This window comes from Roseivirga seohaensis subsp. aquiponti (assembly GCF_001267955.1).
In the GTDB taxonomy this organism is placed as follows: domain Bacteria; phylum Bacteroidota; class Bacteroidia; order Cytophagales; family Cyclobacteriaceae; genus Roseivirga; species Roseivirga seohaensis.
Genome location: NZ_JSVA01000004.1, coordinates 325,461 through 347,812 on the forward strand (window position 1 = coordinate 325,461; position 22,352 = coordinate 347,812).

18 protein-coding genes and 2 tRNA genes are annotated in these 22,352 nt (G+C 38.7%); 17 read left to right on the forward strand and 3 right to left on the reverse strand.

Annotation, left to right across the window (positions count from 1 at the left end; genetic code table 11):
- The first annotated feature begins 65 nt into the window (after positions 1-65).
- Together OB69_RS03820 and OB69_RS03825 are read left to right on the forward strand one after the other, a co-directional pair.
- Positions 66-443, forward strand: coding sequence for a BlaI/MecI/CopY family transcriptional regulator (locus OB69_RS03820; protein ID WP_053222359.1), 378 nt, complete (start codon positions 66-68; stop codon positions 441-443).
- Positions 440-2,755, forward strand: coding sequence for a M56 family metallopeptidase (locus OB69_RS03825; protein ID WP_053222360.1), 2,316 nt, complete (start codon positions 440-442; stop codon positions 2,753-2,755). Before OB69_RS03820 ends, OB69_RS03825 begins: the two co-directional genes overlap by 4 nt.
- A gap of 111 nt (positions 2,756-2,866) precedes the next feature.
- Here OB69_RS03825 and OB69_RS03830 read toward each other — a convergent pair whose 3' ends face one another.
- Both OB69_RS03830 and OB69_RS03835 read right to left on the reverse strand, forming a co-directional pair.
- Positions 2,867-3,547, reverse strand: coding sequence for a response regulator transcription factor (locus OB69_RS03830; protein WP_053222361.1), 681 nt, complete (start codon positions 3,545-3,547; stop codon positions 2,867-2,869).
- Positions 3,544-5,049, reverse strand: coding sequence for a sensor histidine kinase (locus tag OB69_RS03835; protein WP_053222362.1), 1,506 nt, complete (start codon positions 5,047-5,049; stop codon positions 3,544-3,546). Before OB69_RS03835 ends, OB69_RS03830 begins: the two co-directional genes overlap by 4 nt.
- A 117-nt stretch (positions 5,050-5,166) precedes the next feature.
- On the opposite strand from OB69_RS03835, the gene OB69_RS03840 reads away from it, so the two are divergent.
- The 13 genes from OB69_RS03840 to OB69_RS03900 all read left to right on the forward strand — a co-directional run bounded on the left by OB69_RS03840 (position 5,167) and on the right by OB69_RS03900 (position 18,865).
- Entirely contained in the window at positions 5,167-6,012 is an 846-nt protein-coding gene (locus OB69_RS03840) for a GLPGLI family protein (protein WP_053222363.1), read from the forward strand.
- A 33-nt stretch (positions 6,013-6,045) separates the two neighbouring features.
- Positions 6,046-8,739, forward strand: coding sequence for a carboxypeptidase-like regulatory domain-containing protein (locus OB69_RS03845; protein ID WP_053222364.1), 2,694 nt, complete (start codon positions 6,046-6,048; stop codon positions 8,737-8,739).
- Between the two features lie 193 nt (positions 8,740-8,932).
- Positions 8,933-9,562: a peptidoglycan-binding domain-containing protein gene (locus OB69_RS03850; RefSeq protein WP_053222365.1), complete on the forward strand. Its 630-nt coding sequence runs from the start codon at positions 8,933-8,935 to the stop codon at positions 9,560-9,562.
- A gap of 3 nt (positions 9,563-9,565) precedes the next feature.
- Positions 9,566-9,916: a hypothetical protein gene (locus OB69_RS03855; RefSeq protein ID WP_053222366.1), complete on the forward strand. Its 351-nt coding sequence runs from the start codon at positions 9,566-9,568 to the stop codon at positions 9,914-9,916.
- A gap of 10 nt (positions 9,917-9,926) precedes the next feature.
- Positions 9,927-10,763: a hypothetical protein gene (locus OB69_RS03860; RefSeq protein ID WP_053222367.1), complete on the forward strand. Its 837-nt coding sequence runs from the start codon at positions 9,927-9,929 to the stop codon at positions 10,761-10,763.
- Positions 10,756-11,232, forward strand: coding sequence for a Rab family GTPase (locus tag OB69_RS03865; RefSeq protein WP_053222368.1), 477 nt, complete (start codon positions 10,756-10,758; stop codon positions 11,230-11,232). The genes OB69_RS03860 and OB69_RS03865 overlap by 8 nt, the downstream gene beginning before the upstream one ends.
- Positions 11,233-13,113, forward strand: a complete 1,881-nt coding sequence (locus OB69_RS03870) for a hybrid sensor histidine kinase/response regulator (RefSeq protein ID WP_053222369.1) — start codon at positions 11,233-11,235, stop codon at positions 13,111-13,113.
- Positions 13,114-13,812: 699 nt separating this feature from the next.
- Positions 13,813-15,168 carry a sigma-54-dependent transcriptional regulator gene (locus OB69_RS03875; RefSeq protein ID WP_053222370.1) on the forward strand — a complete coding sequence of 452 codons (1,356 nt, stop codon included), beginning with the start codon at positions 13,813-13,815 and terminating at the stop codon, positions 15,166-15,168.
- Between the two features lie 185 nt (positions 15,169-15,353).
- Positions 15,354-16,277 (forward strand): Cbp1 family collagen-binding glycoprotein adhesin, encoded by a 924-nt coding sequence (locus OB69_RS03880; RefSeq protein WP_157608481.1) that lies wholly within the window; start codon positions 15,354-15,356, stop codon positions 16,275-16,277.
- A 102-nt stretch (positions 16,278-16,379) separates the two neighbouring features.
- Entirely contained in the window at positions 16,380-16,997 is a 618-nt protein-coding gene (locus OB69_RS03885) for a porin family protein (RefSeq protein ID WP_071387096.1), read from the forward strand.
- Positions 16,998-17,103: 106 nt separating this feature from the next.
- Entirely contained in the window at positions 17,104-17,637 is a 534-nt protein-coding gene (locus OB69_RS03890; protein ID WP_053222373.1) for an RNA methyltransferase, read from the forward strand.
- A 41-nt stretch (positions 17,638-17,678) separates the two neighbouring features.
- Complete coding sequence (locus OB69_RS03895) at positions 17,679-18,128, forward strand: hypothetical protein (protein WP_053222374.1); 450 nt, start codon at positions 17,679-17,681, stop codon at positions 18,126-18,128.
- A 20-nt stretch (positions 18,129-18,148) separates the two neighbouring features.
- The gene (locus OB69_RS03900) at positions 18,149-18,865 is read left to right on the forward strand and encodes an endonuclease/exonuclease/phosphatase family protein (protein WP_053222375.1); all 717 of its coding nucleotides are present in this window, start codon (positions 18,149-18,151) and stop codon (positions 18,863-18,865) included.
- Between the two features lie 17 nt (positions 18,866-18,882).
- Here the strand turns inward: OB69_RS03900 and OB69_RS03905 are convergent, their stop codons facing one another.
- Complete coding sequence (locus OB69_RS03905; protein WP_053222376.1) at positions 18,883-21,249, reverse strand: ABC transporter permease; 2,367 nt, start codon at positions 21,247-21,249, stop codon at positions 18,883-18,885.
- A 238-nt stretch (positions 21,250-21,487) separates the two neighbouring features.
- Between OB69_RS03905 and OB69_RS03910 the strand changes: the two genes are divergently transcribed.
- Positions 21,488-21,560 (forward strand) — tRNA-Gly (locus OB69_RS03910).
- A gap of 181 nt (positions 21,561-21,741) precedes the next feature.
- Positions 21,742-21,825 (forward strand) — tRNA-Leu (locus OB69_RS03915).
- Positions 21,826-22,352: the final 527 nt, after the last annotated feature.

The following is a 22,352-nucleotide window of genomic DNA, read 5'->3' on the forward strand; positions in this document are numbered from 1 at the left end:
GATACGAAATTTGTCGTAGACTGAAATTATCTACTTCAGAAGAGGTCAGTATTAAAAAAAACAACATGACACACAAGCCCACGGAATCGGAACTAGACATACTCAAAGTGCTTTGGGAAAAAGGCCCAAGTACGGTGAGGGAAGTCAATGAAATACTCAGTCAGGAAAAGGAAACAGGTTATACCACTACTTTGAAACTAATGCAGATTATGGCGCAAAAAGGCATTGTTACTAGAGATGAGTCTTCTCGCACCCATGTGTACAAACCAGCAATTGAACAAATAAATGTACAGCACAATTTACTTAACAAATTAGTAGATGCCGCTTTTAGCGGTTCAGCCTCGCAATTGGTCATGCAGGCATTAGGGCAAGGAAAAGCCTCAAAAGCCGAGCTCGAAGAAATCAAAAAACTCATTGAACAACTTGAAGGAGAACAAAAATGAAAGCATTCATCAACCCTCAATGGGCCGAAGCCTTAGGCTTAACCCTATTCGATTCGCTTTGGCAAGGTGCCTTAGTGCTGATCGTCAGTTTTGTTGTTTTGCTTTTTATGAAGAAAGCTTCGCCTGCAAAACGATATGCCGTAGTGCTTGTTGCTACTCTTATCTTACCTCTACTTTCCATCACTACTTTTCTGGGGCATTTAGATAATGGTGCAATAACTTCAACCTTTAATAGCCCGCTTGATTTCGAAAATACCTCCGTGTTTTCCTTAGAATTCAATGAAGCTTCAACACCAATTGAGCAGGTGGCTACCTCACTCACCATTATGGAAAAATGGAAAGCTTGGACGTCACAGAACGCCAATTTGGCCTTAGTGGTTTGGCTCATGGGTGCCTTCTTATTCACAGTCAGAATGTTAGGAGGTTTCTACTTTCTAAATCGCCTAAAATCCGGAGCCAACCTGATTACAGATTCCGTCTGGTTAGAGAAAATGAACGAACTCTGCAACTCTTTGAAGATAAAGGGAAAAGTGCTTTTAAAGCAGTCTGAAAGAGTTTCTTCTCCATTAGTCATGGGGGTGATTAAGCCTGTTATCATTTTTCCAATGGGTCTCATCCAAGCCCTTCCTACTGATGAAATTGAGGCCATTTTAGTGCACGAACTGGCCCACATCAAACGAAAAGATTTTCTTATCAACATAGTTATCAACCTGTTGCAAGTGATTTACTTTTTCCACCCTGCTTTTTGGTGGCTCAAAATACAGCTAGATGCTGAAAGGGAGTTTCACTGTGATGATATTGCCCTAAATCAGCTGGGTAAAAAGCTCACACTGATCAAAGCGCTCACCAATGCCTCTGAATATCAAGGTCATAAATTTCAACCTGCTTTGGCCTTTGCCGGAAAAAAGAATCAATTGCTGAGCAGGGTAAAACGCATTGTAGATCATAAGCCCCAAATGAACTGGTTCAGTGGTTTTATGTCGTTGGGAATTCTGGTATTGAGCTTTGCTCTTATGAGTCAGAATGCGACCCAAGAAGACAAACCCATTATGGCTGATCTGGAAGAAGACAACATTGAAAGCTTGATGCAAAACCCGGTACTTCAAGATACCACCAAGGTGAACAAAGCCATTCTAGAGCTACTCAATCCAAACTCTAAAGTGACGGTGAAAACCGATGCTTCTGGCACTGTAACGATGATTTTGAATGACAAAGCGGAAATCACAGGCGAAGAGTTTGAAGCCTATAAAACCGCATTCAACCAAATCCATATGTTTTCTGAAGAACACCAAAGCGCCAAAGAAAAACTTGAAACGGAAGCCAAACGCTCTGCAAAAACTCAGACCGATCAGCAGATTATTCGGACCCAAGAAGTCCTTAGAGAAGTGGAAGAATTAATTAAGGCTTCAGCACAATCTAAAGCTTCGGTGGTTGAAAAGGCTGAGGTAACTCAGGAGGAAATTATTGAGTGGGTAGAGAGGGTGAAGGAGGAAGAAGCAAAGCTCGTAGAGGCTCAAGAAGAGGTTCGTAAAATTCAAGGGAGAACTGGAAATATTCTAGTAACGCAAAGAAACAGAGTTACCACTGGACAAAATGATTTTACGGGCAATGTATCTACTCTTTTTAAAGGAACGGCAACTACAGAAATTGTTGATAACCAGACTGCCGTTTCCGAAGAAGTAAAGAAACTGGAGGAAAGCTTACAGGAGAAGGACACCATCAGACTAACCCTTAAAAATGTTTCCAAAAAAATAACCGATGATACAAACGAACCAGTTGAATTGAAATTTACTAGAGCGAAAGCAACAAATGACAGCCTGATTTATGAAGTCGACAATAAAATCGTTGATGAGAAAGATTTAATGGCAATCGATCCAAAAGCAATTGTATCTGTACAGGTAATTAGAGACCAGGCAAAAATCCTTAAAATATACCCTCAACTAAAAGGTGAAAACTTAGCGTTAATCCGCGCATCTACAAAAAATAATAACGACTTGGAGTCCAATTCATTACTTGTAAAAGATCCGTTTACCGCATCAGCCATAACTCATGATTTTACAAGAATCGAGTTTGGGGATGCTTTGAGTTATGATTTACAATTAAAATTCGTCAGCGATAGACTGGCCGAGCGTAACATCATTATTGATCTAGATGGTGAACTGAAACCAGAAATGACCTTTGATGACCTAAACAACTTAGGAGATAAAAAAGTACAGACTGTGGAAATCATCAAAAACGATAAGATGTATGAGTACCACAAAAAACGTAAGCTGAAAGGCTACGATGCGCTGATTAGAATAGTGACGAAGTAGGTTTTCTGCCTTTTCTCGACATAGGCCGACATGTCTCCTCTTGAAATAGGTTGATGGCTTAAACCAATACTTCGACACTTCAATACATCAGTACTCAAACACATTAATACTTCAACACACCAGCTTATAACCGTAACCACGAATATTCAGAATTTCTACGGTTTCATCTTCGCTTAGTTTTTTGCGGAGTTTAGTAATGAAAACGTCCATACTTCGGGCATTAAAAAAATCATCATTGCCCCAAAGTTGAGTAAGAATTAAGCTTCGGTCGGTAACTGCATTTCGATTTTCGCTCAAGTAAAAAAGCAGTTGCGCTTCACGGTGGGTTAAGGTTTGTTCCTTCTCGCCCAACCCTAATTTTTGTTTTGAAAGGTTGAAGCGGTATTTACCTATATTGATTTCTTCTGAAGATTCACGCTTTCTCTTTCGGTCTAAAAGCGCATGAATCCTAACGATAAGCTCTTCCATACTAAAAGGCTTTTTCAAATAATCGTTTCCGCCCAAACCAAAACCCTCCACTACATCTTCGGTTCTAGATTTAGAGGTCAGGAAAATGACAGGGATTTTATCGTTTTCAGCCCGAATTTCTTTGACGAGCGTAAAACCGTCCTTCTTGGGCATCATTACATCCAGCACTAATAATTCTGGCTTCTCTGTACGATAAGTATTTAAGGCTTGCTCTCCGTTGGTACAGAAAAGCACATCGAAACCACGGGTTTCTAGACTTTCCTTAATGATAGTGCCCAAAGCCATTTCATCTTCGGCCAATAATATTTTGATTTTATCCGTCATGAAAAAGCCACTTCAAAACTGGTCAGTTGAGGTTTCAAAACTAAGTCTATCGAGCCTCCATGTTTCTCAATAATCTTTCGGGTATAATAAAGGCCAATACCAAAACCCTTCACATCATGTTGATTACCTGTAGGAATTCGGTAAAATTTGTCAAACACCCTTTCCTTTTGGGTTTTCTCTATATAACCGCCATTGTCCTGTACTACTACCTGCGCACGGTTACCTAACTTCGTCAAAATTACCTGAATTTCGTTTCCTCCATACTTTATGGCATTGTCTACCAAATTGGAGAGGGCGTTTTCAAGGTGGAAAGGATCTGCTTCAATAATTACATCCGCAGTAGGTGCCACAAATGCAAGGCGTTTATTTCCAGCCAACATTTTGTACTTCTCAATCATACTGGAAAGCAACAGGGTAAGATTCACGGGTTCTTTCCTTAAACTCAATTCATCACTGTCGAGCGTGGCGGTTTCCAGTAGTTTCTCCACCATCAGGTTGAGTTTTTTCAACTGGTCGTTCGACATATCTAAATACTTGGCCGTTTTTTCAGGGTCGTTTTGTTTATTGAAATTCGCAATACCTTCAAGAGCCGATGTTACCGTGGCAATTGGGGTTTTAAATTCGTGGGTGATGTTACTAATCAAGTCATTTTTAATTTCGGCCAACTGCTTTTGCTGATTGATGATTCTATAGAGATATAACAGCGAACCAATCACAGAAACGGAAATGAGCAATGAAATAAGCAAATCAACCATTCCTCTTTTCAGAATAATTAAAGAGGCATTATCGAAATACATCTTCAGCTCCTTTTTGGGTAAATAACTGGCTTTTGAAAGCGTGGAAAGCGAAAACTCATCATCTCTAAATTCTCTAGACCGTTCAACCACCTCATTGTTTTGTAAAGAGGCAAAAGCGAAATCAATGTCTATTTTCTTTCGGCCCAATTCCTTCTTTACATACTGGGTTAAGTTTTTAAAGTCAATGGTATCTTGCACCATCGAAATCATAACTTTGGTAGTAAAAGCTTCTAGTTCATTCAGTCTAGTAGAAGAAATCGTGTCTTTTGAAACCGTAATATTTCTAATGGATACACCATTATTCAGCTTAGCCACACCTCTTAGTTGAACCTTTGAATCTCCTTTGCCCGTGCTTCGAATCGTTACTCCACCAATAGAAGTGTCTGAGAGAACTGCCGTATTGGTAGAGAACTGAAACTTTTTTAAAGAATCGCTTGCCTTTCCTTTAATACTATTCTGAAAAAACGCCTTGATTTCGCTGGCATCAAAAGCGCCACTATCGTTTCTGTCTAGAAAAACAAAATTCTTGGCCAAAGAGGAAAAATAGCCTTCTACTCCGTTGTCTAAAGCTACTTGCACATCGTTGATAAAACGCTGCTTGTTCAGATTATAATTCTGAACATTTCTATACACTTGAATGCCCACAGTAATAAGTACCGTAAAGGAAATCAGATAGATAATAGCCTTGAACTTGCGTTTTTTCACAGTTCAAATATACGCATTCGTAATACCTGAGCATCAAAGGTTAACACTCGTTAACACTGGTTAACTATCGGTTTAATTGAATTCAAGCTTTTTTGTATTCCATAAAACAGATCAAAAATGAAAAAGCTCAAAAAAACAATTATGCTCTTGTTGGGCATTATAACAGCAGGAACGCTCACCCTAAATGCCCAGAATTTTCAAGGCATCGCCACCTACCAATCTGCTCGCAAAATGGGCGGGTTAAGTATTAAAGGAGATGGGATGTCGCCAGAAATGGAAAAGCAAATTCAGGAAAGCCTTAAAAAACAAATGCAAAAAGAATATGAATTGAAATTCAACTTAACTGAATCTACTTGGGCCGAAGTGGAAAGTCTTGAAGGAGCGCCTGCAACGGCAGCTGGGGGTGTGGTAATGAGAATATCTTCCAATTCGGGCACTAAATATAAAAACACCGCCGACAATCTATTTTTAAATGAAACCGAAGTGTTTAGTAAACCTTTTTTAGTTGAGAGTGAACTAAAAAACAGAGAATGGCAGCTGACCAACGAAACCAAGAAAATTGGTAATTACACTGCCCAAAAAGCCATTTTTTCGGAAATAGTAGAGCGCACCGTTATTTCATTCGACAATGACGACAAGGAATCAACGGTAACCTCCGACACCATCAATATCGAGGCCTGGTTCACGCCTGAAATTCCAGTATCGCAAGGACCCGATGATTTTTGGGGTTTGCCGGGTTTAATCATGGAAATTACTGACGGCAAAATCACTTACCTCTGCACCAAAGTAATTCTGAATCCTGAAGAAGGGGTGAAAATCAAGAAGCCATCGAAAGGTAAAAAAGTGACACCAGAAGAATTAAAGGTTATTCGAGACGAAAAAACCAAAGAGATGATGGAAAAGTATAGCCAGGGTACCAACGGAGATGGCAAAAGCTTTACTATAAAAATAGGCGGCAACTAATTTTTTCGAACCCAAAGGTCAAAAACTCACAACATGAAAAGAATAGGTTTAATTTTTTTGCTCACATTCTTATGTGTAGCAATGCAAAACGCAAATGCCCAACAGAAAGTGGTTTACCTTGGCGAGGTAAGAGATTCATTGGGTTTGCCCCTTGAATTTGCCAACGTAATGGCCATGGACACCACCAAAAAAACGATTGCTTCGTTTGGAGTCACCAATAAGCAAGGTCAGTTTAGATTACTGTTAGAAGACCAAAAAGTCTATCAGCTTAAGGTCAGTTTTATTGGCTTTGTTCCTTTCGAGAGGTATTTCACCGCCAAAGACACCCAAGATTTACCAGTTTCAATTCAGTTGAATAATGACGAAAGAAATTTGGGTGCTGTAGAAGTGGTTTCTGAAATGCCCATTCTCATTCAAGGTGACACCATTACTTATAAAACCGATGTATTTACCCAAGGCAACGAGCGCAAACTAGAAGATGTGCTCAAAGATTTACCTGGTTTTGAAGTAGACGAAGACGGCCAAGTAAAAGTACAGGGTAAAAAAGTAGACAAGCTATTGGTTGATGGGAAAGAGTTTTTTGAAGGCGACACCAAACTGGCTACCAAAAACCTGCCTGCCAAAGCGGTAGACAAAGTTCAGGTATTGCAGAATTTCAACGATGTTGGCCCTTTAAGCGGGGTGAATAACAGTGAGCAACTGGCATTGAACATTCAACTCAAGGAAGACATGAAAAACATGGTTTTTGGCGATTTGGAACTTGCCGGGGGCCCAGAAGAACGATATAAAGCTCACGCCAATGTTTTCTATTATGATAAGAAAACGAACATTAACTTTATTGGTGATGCCAATAACGTAGGCGATTTGGCCTTTAGCATGAGCGACTACTTTAGGTTTAGCGGTGGCTTAGCGAGTTTAGCAAGCCGATCAGGTTCAAACTTCCGCGTAAGCTCCAACCAATTGGGTATTCCAATGGCAGAAAGAAACAGCGCAAAAGAATTAAATAACCAATTGGGAGCCCTCAACTTCAATTACACGCCTAGCAGCAAAATCAGATTTTCAGGTTTTGCCATTGGTTCTAAAGTAGATAACACTTTGGGTTCAATATCGGAGCGCCAATATGTTTTGCAATCAGGAGAAACAGAAACCCTCACTACTGAATCGAATGTTCAGAGCACTTCGGGTTTGTTCAAATTGGGCATTACCTATTCGCCAAACGCAAGTTTGCAATTGGATTACAATGTGTTCTCTCGACTTTCTAATATTGAAAATTCAGACCTTCAAAATTCGCTTTTCAATAATACTTCGAATGATATCAATAGCTTAAGCACTCAACAGCCTTTTTCTATTGAACAGCAATTAAGGGCGTTTTATGCGCCAGATGAAAAGAACGTTTTTTCGGCTGAAGTAGCTTACAAAAACCAAGAGCAAGACCCAACATATGACTTGTCGACAACGCAAAGGCCTTTTGCGGCAATCATTCCTATGACGGGCAACAGCCCTTACAACCTGCTTCAATTTAAAAATATAGGTACCGAGCAAGCCGAAGCCGCCATTAACTATTATAGAATTCTGAACAACACCAATCACATCAATTTCAAACTTGGGGTAAACCAAACCAGTCAAGACTTGAGTTCTAGTATTTTGCAAAAATTGGACAACGGAAGTACAAATGAGTTCAACGATCCCGACTTAAATAACTTAGTTGATTATAGTTTCAGCGATTACTATTTCGGGCTTTACTACAAAGTGAAGTTTGGAAAGTTGGTATTAAACCCAGGGCTTAACCTGCATCAGTATTCCATCGAAAATCAGCAAAACGGCATCACCGAAGGTTTTGACAAAACGCTTTTACTTCCTTCATTAAACGCCAAATACAATTTCAGAAATTCACATTCATTGAATTTGAATTATGGTATGTCAGCCAGTTTTACCGATATTCAAAACGCTGCGAAAGGCATAATTGTAAGGGGTTATAACTCGTTATTTGCTGGAAACCCAGTGTTAGACAATAGTTGGTATCATAATATAAACCTCAACTATTTCAATTTCAACATGTATAATTTCCTTAACGTTTCGGGCGGAGTAAACTACCAAAAACGCTATGACGACATCACCAACATTATAGATTTCAGCGGATTGGAAAGGGTAAATACACCCACTAACATTGATTTTGCCAATGAAAGCATGTCGGGGAATGCCAGTATCGACAAAAGGTTTGACCATTACAGAGTCAGTCTTTCCGGAAACTGGTCGCGGTCTGTAACGAATAACCGCATTAGCGATCTGGCCAATGAAAATGTAAGCTTTCAACAAGGATATAAAGCGGGACTTTCTACCACGGTTTTAAAAGCTTTAGAATTCAATTTTGGTTATGAAGTTTCATTCAATAATTACACCGCCAGCAGCACTAGCAGTAAGTTCGAAAATCACAAACCTACGGCTCGTTTGTACATCAATTTCTTAAAAGATTTCCGTTTCGATACCGACTATGAGTATAACACTTATAAAAACACTTCAAACGGAACAAAAAGCACTTACGACCTACTGAATGCTAAGTTGAGTTACAGAAAAGAAGGCAGCAAATGGGAGTTTAAAACCACCGCCATGAACCTGCTGAACACCACAGGAATTAGAAGAGATTCATTTTCGGAAAGCTTAATCAGCACTTACGAGTACTTTATTCAAAAGCGATATTTCTTATTTTCAGTGAATTACGACTTATAATAAAATACATTATATAAAATTCTATTCAATGCCGCTCCGTTTAGAGCGGCATTTTTTATGCCTTTCTCATAACAGCATTATTATCAAAATCTTATCGTGTTTAACACTCTTGCAGTTTTATCCCCCGTCACAATGTTATCCGATCAATAATTTCTGCTATTTTTATGGCTGAGATTTTTTAATCCATACAGTCATGAAGCGTCTTCTTGTTATTGTAATACTCATAGGTGTAGTTGCCTATGTCGCAGTTCAGTATCTAAAAGATCGTAGATTCAATCCGCCATCGGCTTACGATTATGAACTAAGCCAAAATATCGATACCGATTTTTACGATCGCGCTGTGCTTAAAGAATACTATAAAACTGCTTTAGAGGTGGGTTCTTATGCACGTTCATTGTGGAGAAACGATCAAATAGATGTTCGATTTATCAACAACGAAGATTTTGAATCTACCAGAGCAACAGAAGTGTATAATGAAATGATTGCCACAGCCAAAATGCTCGAAACTAAGCTTGAAATGTCTGCCGAACTAAAATCTAAAGGTTATAATGACTATGAAGTGCGAATGTACTTTGAACAAGGCTTGACTAGAGAAGACATTAACTTCGAAAGAAATTACCATTTGCTCGATCTAAAAATAGGAGCAAAAGGTGCGGCCGTTTGGGAACTTCAAAAGTTATTAAACACCGATTCAGACAGCATTCCTCAAGACGGAATATTTAACCTAATTACTGCCAATAGGCTTAAGACTTTTCAACAAAACAATGGTCTTTTCCCTTCGGGCGAAGTAGACGAAAAAACACTTAAAGCTTTAATTAAATAAATCATGGCTAAGGAAAAAGAAGAAGAAAAGAAACAACCTGTTTCTTCAGGCGACCCAAAAATTGACGCAGTTAAACAATTGATTTTTGGCGAAAGCATGCAGCAGTACGATGCTGAGTTCAACGAAATCAAAGCGTTAATCAAGCGTACGCGCAACGAAATTGAAAGCGAATTAAACGACACCCGCGATCAGCTCAACAACATCATCAACGACTTAAGAACCGACATGAACAAGAAGGTGACTCAGCTTAGGTCTGATATGGATGAAGCCGTTACCGACCTTGATAACAGAAAAGTAAACAGAAAGTTACTCGGTGCCCTATTGCAAGAAATGGGCAAACAAATCGCTGAATAAGTAACCATTCATGAGCAAAGGCTTGGCTTTTGATAAACTTAGAGAAATACTCCTAGAGAAAGACTGGGAGGAAAGGGAAGAGTTTGCCCAAAAGCTAAGCGACCTCGATGATCAGTTAAACTCAAGAAACAGGCTGGAAGAAAAAATTCAGCCTATTTTGGACGATGAACGTGAAAGCCTAAGGCATCGCTTTCCTGATCTTTTCGGCCCTCAAATTACCGAAACGATTAGCAAACAAATTCGCGAATCGCAAGATGAAGTGGTAGAAGCCCTCTATCCTATTTTGGGTAGAATGATCAAAAAATACATTACCAGCGAAATAGAAAAGCTTTCTGAAAAAGTAGATGAGCAAATGAAGCTTGCTTTTTCTTGGGAGGCTTGGAAGATTCGAATCAAAGCTTGGTTTACCGGCACGCCTCAAAAAAACATGATTATTTCTAAGCTCATTGAGCCTAAAATTGAAGAAATATTTATTGTTGAAAAGCAATCGGGCATGCTAATGGGGAGCTTCTCTAAAAACCATTCGGTAGATCAAGACATGATTGCCGCAATGCTTACTGCCATTAAAACCTTTGTAGAAGACGCTTTCAAAGGCGAAACTCAAGAGCTGGACAGCATTGATTACGACAACTATAAAATCGTAATAAAGAACTTCAAATCATTCTTTATTGCTGTGGTTACTTCGGGCGGAATGAGCATGGCTTTTCGCGACAAGCTGGACGACACCTTACTAGATTTTGCCGAAAAAGTACTTAGAAAGGCCAAAGATGCCGATGAAGAAGTAAAGCAAGAAAGAATAACCTCTGGTCTTGAGCAATACTTTGATAACTTTGACAAGAATGAATAAAAAGGTAATTCTTGTTGGTCACTTCGGGGTAGGAAAAACTTCCTTAGTACAGCAATTTGTTTACAGTAAATTTTCCGAAAAATACCTCACTACTATCGGAGTAAAAATCGACAAAAAAGTAGTTGAATTCGATGGATATCAAATGACGCTACTCATTTGGGACATCGCTGGCGAAACCGAGCAGAACAGCGTATCAAAAAGCTATAAATTGGGCTCACACGGTATTATCTATGTTTTTGACCTCACACGCCCTTCTACCTACGAAAACCTCGAAGGGCAGATAGAATATTTAAAAACGCTATTACCCAGTGCTCCTATTCAAATTTTAGGAAACAAAAAAGACTTGATTTCTGAAGAAGAGTTTAAAAGTGTTAAAGAAAGCATTGCGCTTTCCTTTAAAGCCACAAGTGCCAAAACAGGGGAACATGTTGAAGAAGCATTTATCGACCTCGCTAAAGCAATGCTGTAAATGGATAAGCTCGATAAAGTCAAACTTCAGCAAGTAGCTTCAAAAATTCAAGTAACTATTTTTGATGAGGCTGGAAAAATACTCGAGAGCTGTGACACATTACTAAAAACAGATAAAAGTCAGCCAATTTTCGATCAATTCATGTTTTTACAAAGCTTACAAGAAGTCTTTGTAAGCATGGCCCTAGGCGAAAGCCATGAGTTTCCTGAAGTAGAATGGCAAGAACAACGACAAAGTTTATTGAGCCTAACTTTTGAGAAGCTGAAAAATGGGCAAATTCAGTTAGTTATACTTGACAAAACAAGTGATTATCCGCGAATTCTTTTAAATCAGCAAAGCAGAAACAATAGCGTTATTAATGAAGAAGTAGCACTACTTCAGAATAAAGTGGCTGAAATGGAAAACCAGCTTCTTGGGTATCAAAACGAGGAGTTAAAGAGAATTCAAGCTTTCAAAAATCAATTTTTTGCCAATGTAAGCCACGAGGTAAGAACACCATTGAATAGCATTGCAGGTTTAGTAAGCCTTATTCAAGAAGATAACTCAAAACTCAACGATTATTTGCCATCGCTAAAGGCTACTTCTGACCACCTTAATTCCATCATCAACGATATTTTAGACATTTCTAAAATTGAAGCCCGAAAGCTTCAGTTTGAGCAAATAGATTTCAACCTAACAGAATGCATTACCAACATTATTGCTGGTTTTGAATTTCAAGCAGAAAGAAAAAACACCCAAGTAAAGCTCAACATTCCTAATGAGCCTATTGTTCTCAAAAGTGACCCTACCCGTTTAAGTCAAGTATTATATAACCTGGTAGGGAATGCTCTAAAATTTACTTCAGAAGGTACAGTAACACTTGCCGTAAAGCCAACTACACTGAAAAACAATCAAGTGAATATTCATTTTGAATTGACCGACACGGGAATTGGAATGACTCCTGAACAAGTTAAAAGTGTTTTGGAACCTTATGCTCAAGCCGACCAAAGCACCTCCAGAATTTTTGGAGGAACCGGCCTGGGCCTAAACATTGCTTTAAAGCTTATTGAAGCTTTTGGCGGAAACCTCAATATTACCAGTAAGCCGGAAAAAGGCACCACCATGAGCTTCGACCTTGCTTTTGATAAAGGACAAGCCAAACAAAAAAAGAAGCAAACAGATTCGAAACCAACACCCACTCTTGGCGAATTTAAAATTCTTTTGGGGGAAGACGACCCCGTAAGTCGTGCGGTAATTGCTGCATTTTTAGAGTCGCGAAAAGCGCAACTCACGGTAGTAGCTTCTGGTGAAGAGTTGATTTTACATTTAACTAAGAGTTCCTTCGATATTGTTATCTCCGATATCCAACTCAAGGGCTTGAGCGGGATTAAAGTAATAGAGCAGAGAAGAAGCGTAAACGACTTTGTGCCCTTTATTTTTGTAAGCGGAAGCGAAGTTGAAGAATTCAGTTCCTTAGCACTTTTCAGCAATTGGCAGTTATTGCAAAAACCCGTGGATCTGCCTTTTCTAGAAGAGAGCATTCTTCAAGTTCTATCCTTGAAAAACGAGTTCAAAGTCGACTTGAGTATACTTAAACGCACGGTTCAAGAAGACGAAAGCTTTTTGAAAGAGATGATTGAGGTGGTTATCTTAAACCTCCCAATGGAACTGAATATACTGAAAGAAAAAACAGCCAAAGAAGACTGGACCGAGGTAAGAAAAGTATTACATAAAATACGCCCTAGTATAGACTATTTAGGAATTCCTTTTCTAAGCGAAACCCGTAAGTCTATACATCATCAGGTAGAAACAGGGAAAGTAAACGAATCCACAAAGCAGCAAATCAAAGAGTTTACAACAGGTACGGCCTTCGCATTAAATGACTTGAAAACATACATTTAGACCAAAATGTCTTAAGGTTTGAAGTCTTAAACAATCATCCGCATTATTTTGACTTTACTTTTAAGAACCTCTGGAAGATGCTGCGATTAGTTTCAGGAATTGGTTCACCACAAAACCATCTCGAAAAACAATTGTAATTAAGGTAAACCAAAAATTAACAAAGTTTTAGAAATCTAAACTTTCGTTTTCAGGTAATAAACAAGGGAATTAAATCTGTGTTAAAGAAGGAAAACATTGATTAGAGCCCGTGAACGCACAAATGAAGGAGTGAATCAGTTCAAAGAAGCAGGTTACCTCTCAAATAGGATACGAACCAACCAGTTAATTAACGTTAAATTAATTTAAGAAACACAACCTTTCTCTTAAAAAAACGATCTTTGTATTAGAAATCAATGAGAAGTAGTAACCCTCAGGTTTCAAAGAATTCGATCACAAACGTGTGATCATCTTCATTAAGTTAGTAGTTTATTTGTTTAAAACCCGAGGAGTAGTTAACCTCGGGTTTTTTTATGCTCTATTCGGAAGGCTCTTTTTGGTACATGCCCTCCTCCATTATTCAATAACCACATAACATGCTAAATTCGAATAGTTAAAAATCATATGTAAACATCTGGTGACAATCATCTGTTTTAAAAACATGTTATTTGTGAAAAGTCAAATTGCACACACAAGCTTAATTTCATTTTGTAAATTGGTCGCATGAATAAAGCCTCTTTTACCATTTTTGTAGTTGAAGATGATGAATGGTACCGAAAACTTCTGGTGTATACCCTTGAGTTAAATCCAGACTACCGCGTAGTAGCTTTTGAAGATGGAAAATCTTTATTGGACGCTCTTAAAGAAAAGCCACAGGTAATAACTCTTGATTATCGCCTGCCAGATACCAATGGAGAAGATCTTTTGAAAAAAATCAAGGAGATCGCTCCTGAAATCAAGGTAATCATCATTTCAGAACAAAGCGAAATAGATACTGCCGTAGAGTTGCTTAAAAATGGCGCTTACGATTACATTACCAAAACCAAAGACATAAAGGATAGGCTACACAATGTAATTAAACACATTCGTGAGCATTCTTCCTTACAAGAAAGAATAGAGACCCTTCAATCAGAAGTTGAGAAGAAATACGATTTCCAGAACTCAATTATTGGGCAAAGTGAACCTCTGAAAAAGGTGTTTGGACTCATTAAGAAAGCCACCATTACCAATATCTCTGTAATCATTAATGGCGAAACTGGTACTGGTAAAGAACTTGTAGCCAAGGCCGTTCATTATAATTCTGAAAAGAAAGAAAGCCCATTTGTAGCCGTAAACATGAGTGCTATTCCGAAAGAACTAGCAGAAAGCGAACTCTTTGGTCATGAAAAAGGAGCATTCACTGGGGCAGCCAATCGACACATTGGAAAGTTTGAGCAGGCCAATGGCGGAACGCTCTTTTTGGATGAAATGGGTGAAATGGACAAAACCCTTCAGGCCAAAATACTAAGGGCACTTCAAGAAAAAGAAATTACCCGAGTGGGAGGAAAAGAGGTGGTTAAAATCAATTGTAGGATTGTAGCCGCTACCCACCGCGATTTACTGGAAGAAGTTAAGGCTGGCAATTTTAGAGAAGATTTATATTATCGCCTTTTCGGACTCACTATTCACCTTCCTCCTTTGCGCGAACGCGGAAAAGACATCATTGTTCTGGCCAAATACTTTATTGATGAATTTTGTAAAGAGAATGGTTTGGGTAAGAAAATCTTATCGTCAGACGCTTCTAAAAAACTGTTGGGTTATGGCTACCCAGGAAATATCAGAGAATTAAAATCTGTGGTGGAGCTTGCAGTGGTAATGTCTGAAGGCGAAACCATCCAACCTGATGACATCACCTTTGGCACTAAAGATGTAATTGCTGAAATGTCGGGTGAAGAAATGAGTTTAAAAGAATACAACCAGCGCATCATTCAGTTGTATTTAAAGAATTACGATAACGACATTAAACTAGTGGCTCAAAAATTAGATATCGGTCAGTCCACCATTTACCGAATGCTCAAAGAAATCGAAGAAAAGAATTAGCCACAAACGCTTCAAACTTTATTCATTTTGACAAAAACGCTCTCAAAAGTAGAGCGTTTTTTATTTTAATCCACCTCATCATACTGATTTACAATTACTTATAACTAATTCTCATCGTGGCTTTGTTTTGGCATAATACCAAGCACAAGAGAAAAATTAGTATTAACACATATAAATCAGTAGCCATGAAAATTCAAAATTCAAAAACAAGCAAAGCGCTTTTAGCGCTAGCAGCGTTCGCCACTGTAGGTCTGGCGTCTTGCAGTAATGGTGAAAAACAAAAAGTAATCGAAGAACAAACCGTTTCTATTCAAGAAATGAAAAGCGAGATTGCTTCTAGGGATTCCGCCTTTAACGAAGTATTAAATATGCTTAGTCAGGTAGAAGATCAGGTAGCAACGATTGTTGAAAAGGAAAACCTAATTGCTAACGCCCAAACAGGAGACAATGCCGATAACAAAGACAAGCTTCTAAAAGAACTTACTTTGATCGATAATTTGGTAGCGCAGTCGAACGAAACCATAGAAAACCTAAAAGGAAAGTTGAGAAACACCGATTTGAAGTTGTCTGGGTTTCAAAAACGAATCAATCAGTTGACTGAGGATTTGGAACAACGAAGCGTTATGATTGCCGACTTACGAAGCGAAGTGCTTAGAAAAGATGAGCAAATCAATATGATCGCAAGCAGATATGACTCCATTCAAGTGATATCAACAAGTCAGGTAAGAGAAATCAATACCAAAGATCAAGAAATCGAATTACTAACTTCTGTAAATGACGATTTGAATACTGTTCACTATGCTGTGGGTAGCTTCAAAGACCTTAAAGAAAGAGGTTTGGTTTCTAAAGAAGGTGGTTTTTTATGGTTTGGAAGAACAATTGATTTAAACGAATCTGCCTTAGGCGATGAGTATATCGAAACTGATATTCGCGAGTTTTTTAAACTTCCGATAGAAGCAGATAAAATTGAATTGGTTACCGAACACCCTGCCGATTCATATGTAATCGTTCAAGACGAAAACGAATCAAATATTAAGTACTTAGAAATTACTGACCCTAAGAAATTCTGGCAAGTATCTAAATACTTAGTGATTTCAACAAAAAGCTAGTGCCCCTCCTCAACTGAGCAATAGCCAGCAAGAAAAGTAGGCTCCTTAACCGGAGCTTACTTTAAAAGCTAAAAAATACAACCATACTAAAAATTGAGAACCATGAAAAAGACAAATAAACTATACATAATTGCCCTATTGATGTTACTTATGGCATCAGCGGCAAAGGCTCAAACAGGTTTTACTGTAGGCGCAAACATTTCAAATCTATATGTAGATGATGTAGATGACGAAAATGCAAAAGTCGGTTTAAACATTGGTATTTATAATCGAATCAAAATCACAAACTTCTTAGGCATTCAGCATGAATTCCTATACGCTCAAAAAGGAGCAGCACTGCAATACGATAATTTTCTTTCGGGCAGCGGTACATACAAATACAATCTTAATTATATCAAAATGCCGGTTATGCTTAGCGCCAATTTGGGCAAGCTTAACTTACACGCGGGCCCTTATGTAGGCTTTTTGGCTGGTGTTAAAATCAAAGATGTAGACGGAGATGGTTCTATAAACAGCATCCAGGAACTAGACCGAGACGACTTCAACACTTTAGATTATGGTGGAGTAGCAGGTTTAGGCTACGATTTTGACGGAGGTATTTTAGGAGTAAGATATAACTACGGTTTCCGAGAAATCGGTAAATCAGGATCCTTCGCTGGAGAAGCCACAAGCGAAGCAAAAAACTCGGCATTAACAGTCTATATCGGCTTTCATTTTTGATGGTTCTTTTGAAAGCCATATGTGTAGGGTAGGGTCTTAGGGCTCTACTCTTTTTTTATGCCCAAAAACTATCGTTCTTATCAGTTATAGTTTTTTAATTTTGACCATGCGAAAATTAAAAAATGACGAACTCGACAGGCTGACGCTCGAAGAATTCAAAACCACCGAAAAACTTCCGCTTGTGCTTATTCTGGATAATGTCCGCAGCATGAACAATGTCGGTTCGGCCTTTCGTACTTCCGATGCTTTCGCAGTAGAAAAGATTTACCTCTGCGGCATTACTGCCCAACCTCCCCATAGAGAAATCAACAAAACCGCCTTGGGTGCTACCGAATCCGTAGATTGGGAACATGCAGAAAACACGGCAACACTTTGCAAAAACCTACAGCAACAGGGCTACAAAGTATTGGCTGTAGAACAAGCCGATAACAGTACTTCATTAGAGAACTTTAAAATTGAAGAAGGCCAGAAATATGCACTTGTTTTTGGAAACGAAGTTTTTGGGGTAGAAGATGATGTAATCGAAGTTGCTGATGGCTGTCTGGAAATCCCTCAATTTGGCACCAAACATTCGCTAAACATTTCGGTTAGCATTGGTGTGGTGTTATGGGATTTGACCCGTAAAATAAAGTTTGGGTAACTCATTTTTGCTTAAATTCACCTTTCGAAAAGCCTGATCATATGAAGCAAATTAGCAACAAAGGAAAAGTAAACCGTTTTAAGTACTTGCTGTACTTCTACCTGCTTTTTGTGGTGTTTATTTTTGTGTACAAATATATAATCAGGCCCGATTTACCAAGCCTGATCTTATTGGTTGGCTTTGCCCCTGTTTTTGGATTTTTGTCTAGTTTGGTCAATTGGCCGCTATATGTTACCGCTATTGAAACTGAAAATGGAGTGGCCATCAGTACTAAAAAACTATTCTCTAAAAAGGAGAAATCTATTTTGGTGACCAAATATAACTTTGATAGTTACTACGAAACCGATCACCTCCACATAGGACTAAACCTTTTAGACAAAGACGACAAACTTCAAAAACACAAACTGCGCATTAGCTGGCTGCGTATTAAAGACCTTCGCGCTTTAGAAGAAAAGCTAAGAGAAATTAATCCTTATGCCCCTGTGAAGTAAACTTCTATTTTTCATTTAAATTGAAAATTGTAACATGGAACTGTAGTGGAGCCTTTCGGAAAAAGTTCGAGGCTATTTCTGTAATCAAGGCAGATATTTACGTCATTCAAGAGTGTGAAAACCCCAAAGAATGTACGGATCAAAAGTATTCTTCATGGGCCAAAAACTATCTTTGGATTGGAGATAATAAAAATAAGGGCATAGGTATTTTCTCAAGCAGAGAAAATATGAATCTTACTCGCCTAGATTGGTCTAACTCTTTTGAAGATCACAGTGTCAAGCACTTTCTCCCATGTCGAGTAAATAATGAATTCAATATTTTGGGCGTTTGGACTCACCGAAATAACTCGCCTACCTTTGGATACATCGGCCAGTTTTGGAAATACCTTCAAGTCAATCAAGAAAAACTAAACAATACAATTATTGCAGGAGACTTCAACAGCAATTCCATTTGGGATAAGTGGGATAGATGGTGGAATCATTCCGATGTTGTACAGCAGTTAAATCAAACCGGGATAGTAAGCCTTTATCACGAACAATACAGAGAGGATCAAGGTATGGAAACAAGGCCAACTTTCTTTTTTAGAAGAAAACATGATAGGCCTTATCACATTGATTATTTCTTTGCAGGAAGTGAGTTTTTATCTAGGCTAAAAAAATTAGAGGTTGGAAAAATTCACACATGGATTGAACTTAGTGACCATGTACCCATAATTTGCGAATTCCACCAACCATAAATTACTATTCTTATATATTACTCATACTTCAAGCTCTTTACAGGATTTGCCGCTGCGGCACGGAACGAATGGTAGCTTACTGTAAGCAAAGCAATAATTACGGACGCAAAACCTGCCATAATATATACTCCTACGCCAATGGTTGCCTGATATTCGAAAGCCGACAAGAAATCGGACAAGAAGAAGTAAGACAAAGGCACAGCAATTCCAAAACCCAAAAGCACCAGCAACAGAAAATTTTTGGCTAAAAGTATAATCAAATTGCCAATTCCAGCCCCCAACACTTTACGGATACCAATTTCCTTGATGCGCTGCTCTGCCGCAAAAGAAGCCAAGCCGAAAAGCCCTAAAAGTGAAATAAACACGGCAATTAGGGTGAAAATATTGGCCAAAGTACCAATGTCGGTTTCTCTACGGTAGAGATTTTCATATTGCTCATCTAAAAACTGGTACTCAAACGGATATTGTCCATTCACTTCTTTAAACACCTTTTCTACATAGTCCAGCGTAGCTTTGGTGTTAGCAGTAGTGGTTTTCAGAAACATTACGTTCGATGACTCTGGCCTTAAACTGATCACCAAAGGATCAATTTTATTATGCAGCGATGCAAAATGGAAATCCTTTACTATTCCAACTACCCGACCTTGTCTATCCCAAAAAGTAATGGGCTGATTCAATGGGTTTTCTACATTCATATTCTTGGCCGTTTGCTCATTTATAATCACATTGAGCGTGTCGCTCACCAAGTTTGAATCAAAAGAACGACCCTCCTTCATTTCCATTCCTAAGGTTTCAATAAAGTCATTGCTTACTTCAAGTACCGTAAATAGCACTTCACTTTCGGGGTCTTTTCCTTCCCACGAAAAACCTCCTGAAGTAGAAGTTCCAATATTAATCGGGGAATTACTAGCCGTAGATACATTCAGAATATTAGGGTTTTCGAGCATTTTAGCCTTAAATAGCTCAATCTTACTTTCGTTCTGAAGCTCTCCTTCCAAAGGAAGGTAAATGATGTTCTCTTTGATATAGCCTAAGTTGATGTTTTTTACATAAGAAATCTGCTTATGAACGGCCAAAGTACTGATGATCAAAAAAATGGAAATCAGAAATTGAAAAACCACCAAACCTTTTCGAATTCCATTGCTCCAACCTGAAGAACGAAAACTGCCTCTCAATACTTTTATGGACGAAAAAGAGGAAAGAAATAAGGAAGGATAACTACCTGCCAAGACACCCACCACTAAGGCAATTCCCACAAGAAGAAAAAGATTATTGATGTCTAATAGAGAGAATGCCATGGCCTTACCCGTAAAATTATTTAAAGATGGAAGCAAGAGCATAATGGCCAAACCCGCCAATAGTGTAGACGCCAAAGCCATAATTACCGATTCTCCCATAAACTGGGCAATGAGCTGACCTCGGGTAGAGCCTACCGCTTTCTTTACGCCAACTTCTTTGGCTCTTTTTGAAGAACGAGCCGTAGCCAAATTCATAAAATTGATACAGGCAATCACCAAAATAAAAATGGCCACGTAGCCAAAAAGTCTCACATAGGTAATTCTTCCTCCAGCCTGAACACCATCTTTATATCTTCCGTGCAAATACTGATCTCCTATATTTTGAATAAAAAGTTCCACTACAGAACCTTCATTCTTTGTTTTTACAAAATCCTTAATTTTTGCATTGAAGGCCTGAGCATCTACTCCTTGATGAAGTTTAATATAATCTCTAATGCCATTGTTTCCCCAATCTTCTAACCACTGATGAGTTCTAAGCCATGGACCCTCAATAGGCAATATAAATTCAAAATTAAGGGTTGAGTTTATAGGTGGGTCTTTAAACACACCACCAATTATATATTCACCCCAGCCATTTACCTGAACTGTTTTATCCAAAACCGCAGTGGTCTTAAACATTCGTTCCGCAAAACTTTCAGAAATATAGACCGCTCCCGGTGTCGTTAAACTATTTTCCTGATTTCCCTCAATAAATGGAAAGTCGAAAACATGAAAGAAGTCTTCGCTGGCCACCCTGCCTTGGGATTTATAGGATTGGTCTCCAGTAATAAATAGACGCTCTTCCTCCCAACTCACTTGAGCGATATATTCCACTTCAGGCATTTCGGCCTTAAAAGCATCTTTCAAAGGGCCAGGATTTGCGGTAGTGGTAAGTACATAGCCACCAGAATAGCGCTGATGTTCCATTACCTGATAAATTCGATCCACATCTTTATGAAAGAGATTAACCGACTTTTCATCTTGGATATAAAGGAACAGCATTAGGCTTGTTGCAATGCCAACAGTTAGCCCCGAAATGTTTAAAAGGGAATAGCCGCGCTCTTTCCAAAAGACACGCAGCGCAGTGGTGATAATGTTCTTGACCATGGTTTTGTTGATTTGAGTTACTAGTGAGACGAGGTTATTCGTGATTCATTACTCTACAGATGCCAAAAAGTAACTTAGGTTGCACACAATGGAAGATTTTGTTGACCTTAAACCGCTGACAGCTAGACAGAAGAAGAAATACAATTATTTTTTTACCCAAACGCATTGCATATTTAACGGCCTTAGTTAAATTTGCACTCCAATTCGCTACAAGAGCGATAAACAAGTACTGAAATAAGCGAGAGTAGCTCAGCTGGTAGAGCACGACCTTGCCAAGGTCGGGGTCGCGGGTTCGAATCCCGTCTCCCGCTCATTATGTAAAGACGCAGATATTTAATCAAGTCATTTACAATGAGTCGCAAGATTTGTCCCGAAGTGTCGGGATCGTCTTTTCACTCAATAATATCAAAGCGTGATCATGATCGCGCTTTTTTACTTTAGAGCCAATAGGTTTTAAAGACTACCAAAAAACTTGACTATCTGATAGTCGATGCCGGAGTGGTGGAACTGGTAGACACGCAAGACTTAAAATCTTGTGACCATCTGGTCGTGCGGGTTCAAGTCCCGCCTCTGGTACGTTTAAAGCCCCTTTTTAGGGGCTTTTTTCGTTTCTGGGACTCTGGGTACAACATAGGTACAACAAAACTACATTTGAAGCTCCCCCTAGAAGAGATGAACAACGTAATCAAACTCCTAAACAAGTACCTAAAGAGAATAGTTGATATGTGCGACATTGATAAAACTTATCCAATCATATTGCTCGTCATAGTTTCGGGAATATTGCTGGTGATAATATACACCCATTAATGCTACAAGCTGTACCAGCATACCGACCTAAAAACTACAATAAATTATCAGGCAAACTTCATTCATAAGGAAGCCGATGAAGCATTAGAGAAAGTGTTAAACTGATAAGGCTTAACGTATTCCAACTTTCAAGTTAGTAAGCACCTCACCACTAACCTAAAGTGAAGTGCTTGAATTATAGATTAAATCATCTTGTAGACAATTAATTGCTCTTCACATACTCTAATTCAACCATTTTCTCTAACTTAAAATCAATTTCGGTAAGAGAATTTTAAATAAGCAGATACACCACTCTT

Coding starts and splice junctions, on each gene's coding strand:
- OB69_RS03890 (WP_053222373.1), top strand. CDS start 17,104: ATGCGAAAATTAAAAAATGACGAACTCGACAGGCTGACGCTCGAAGAA.
- OB69_RS03855 (WP_053222366.1), top strand. CDS start 9,566: ATGGCTAAGGAAAAAGAAGAAGAAAAGAAACAACCTGTTTCTTCAGGC.
- OB69_RS03850 (WP_053222365.1), top strand. CDS start 8,933: ATGAAGCGTCTTCTTGTTATTGTAATACTCATAGGTGTAGTTGCCTAT.
- OB69_RS03870 (WP_053222369.1), top strand. CDS start 11,233: ATGGATAAGCTCGATAAAGTCAAACTTCAGCAAGTAGCTTCAAAAATT.
- OB69_RS03825 (WP_053222360.1), top strand. CDS start 440: ATGAAAGCATTCATCAACCCTCAATGGGCCGAAGCCTTAGGCTTAACC.
- OB69_RS03885 (WP_071387096.1), top strand. CDS start 16,380: ATGAAAAAGACAAATAAACTATACATAATTGCCCTATTGATGTTACTT.
- OB69_RS03820 (WP_053222359.1), top strand. CDS start 66: ATGACACACAAGCCCACGGAATCGGAACTAGACATACTCAAAGTGCTT.
- OB69_RS03840 (WP_053222363.1), top strand. CDS start 5,167: ATGAAAAAGCTCAAAAAAACAATTATGCTCTTGTTGGGCATTATAACA.
- OB69_RS03830 (WP_053222361.1), bottom strand. CDS start 3,547: ATGACGGATAAAATCAAAATATTATTGGCCGAAGATGAAATGGCTTTG.
- OB69_RS03905 (WP_053222376.1), bottom strand. CDS start 21,249: ATGGTCAAGAACATTATCACCACTGCGCTGCGTGTCTTTTGGAAAGAG.
- OB69_RS03895 (WP_053222374.1), top strand. CDS start 17,679: ATGAAGCAAATTAGCAACAAAGGAAAAGTAAACCGTTTTAAGTACTTG.
- OB69_RS03860 (WP_053222367.1), top strand. CDS start 9,927: ATGAGCAAAGGCTTGGCTTTTGATAAACTTAGAGAAATACTCCTAGAG.
- OB69_RS03845 (WP_053222364.1), top strand. CDS start 6,046: ATGAAAAGAATAGGTTTAATTTTTTTGCTCACATTCTTATGTGTAGCA.
- OB69_RS03880 (WP_157608481.1), top strand. CDS start 15,354: ATGAAAATTCAAAATTCAAAAACAAGCAAAGCGCTTTTAGCGCTAGCA.
- OB69_RS03875 (WP_053222370.1), top strand. CDS start 13,813: ATGAATAAAGCCTCTTTTACCATTTTTGTAGTTGAAGATGATGAATGG.
- OB69_RS03865 (WP_053222368.1), top strand. CDS start 10,756: ATGAATAAAAAGGTAATTCTTGTTGGTCACTTCGGGGTAGGAAAAACT.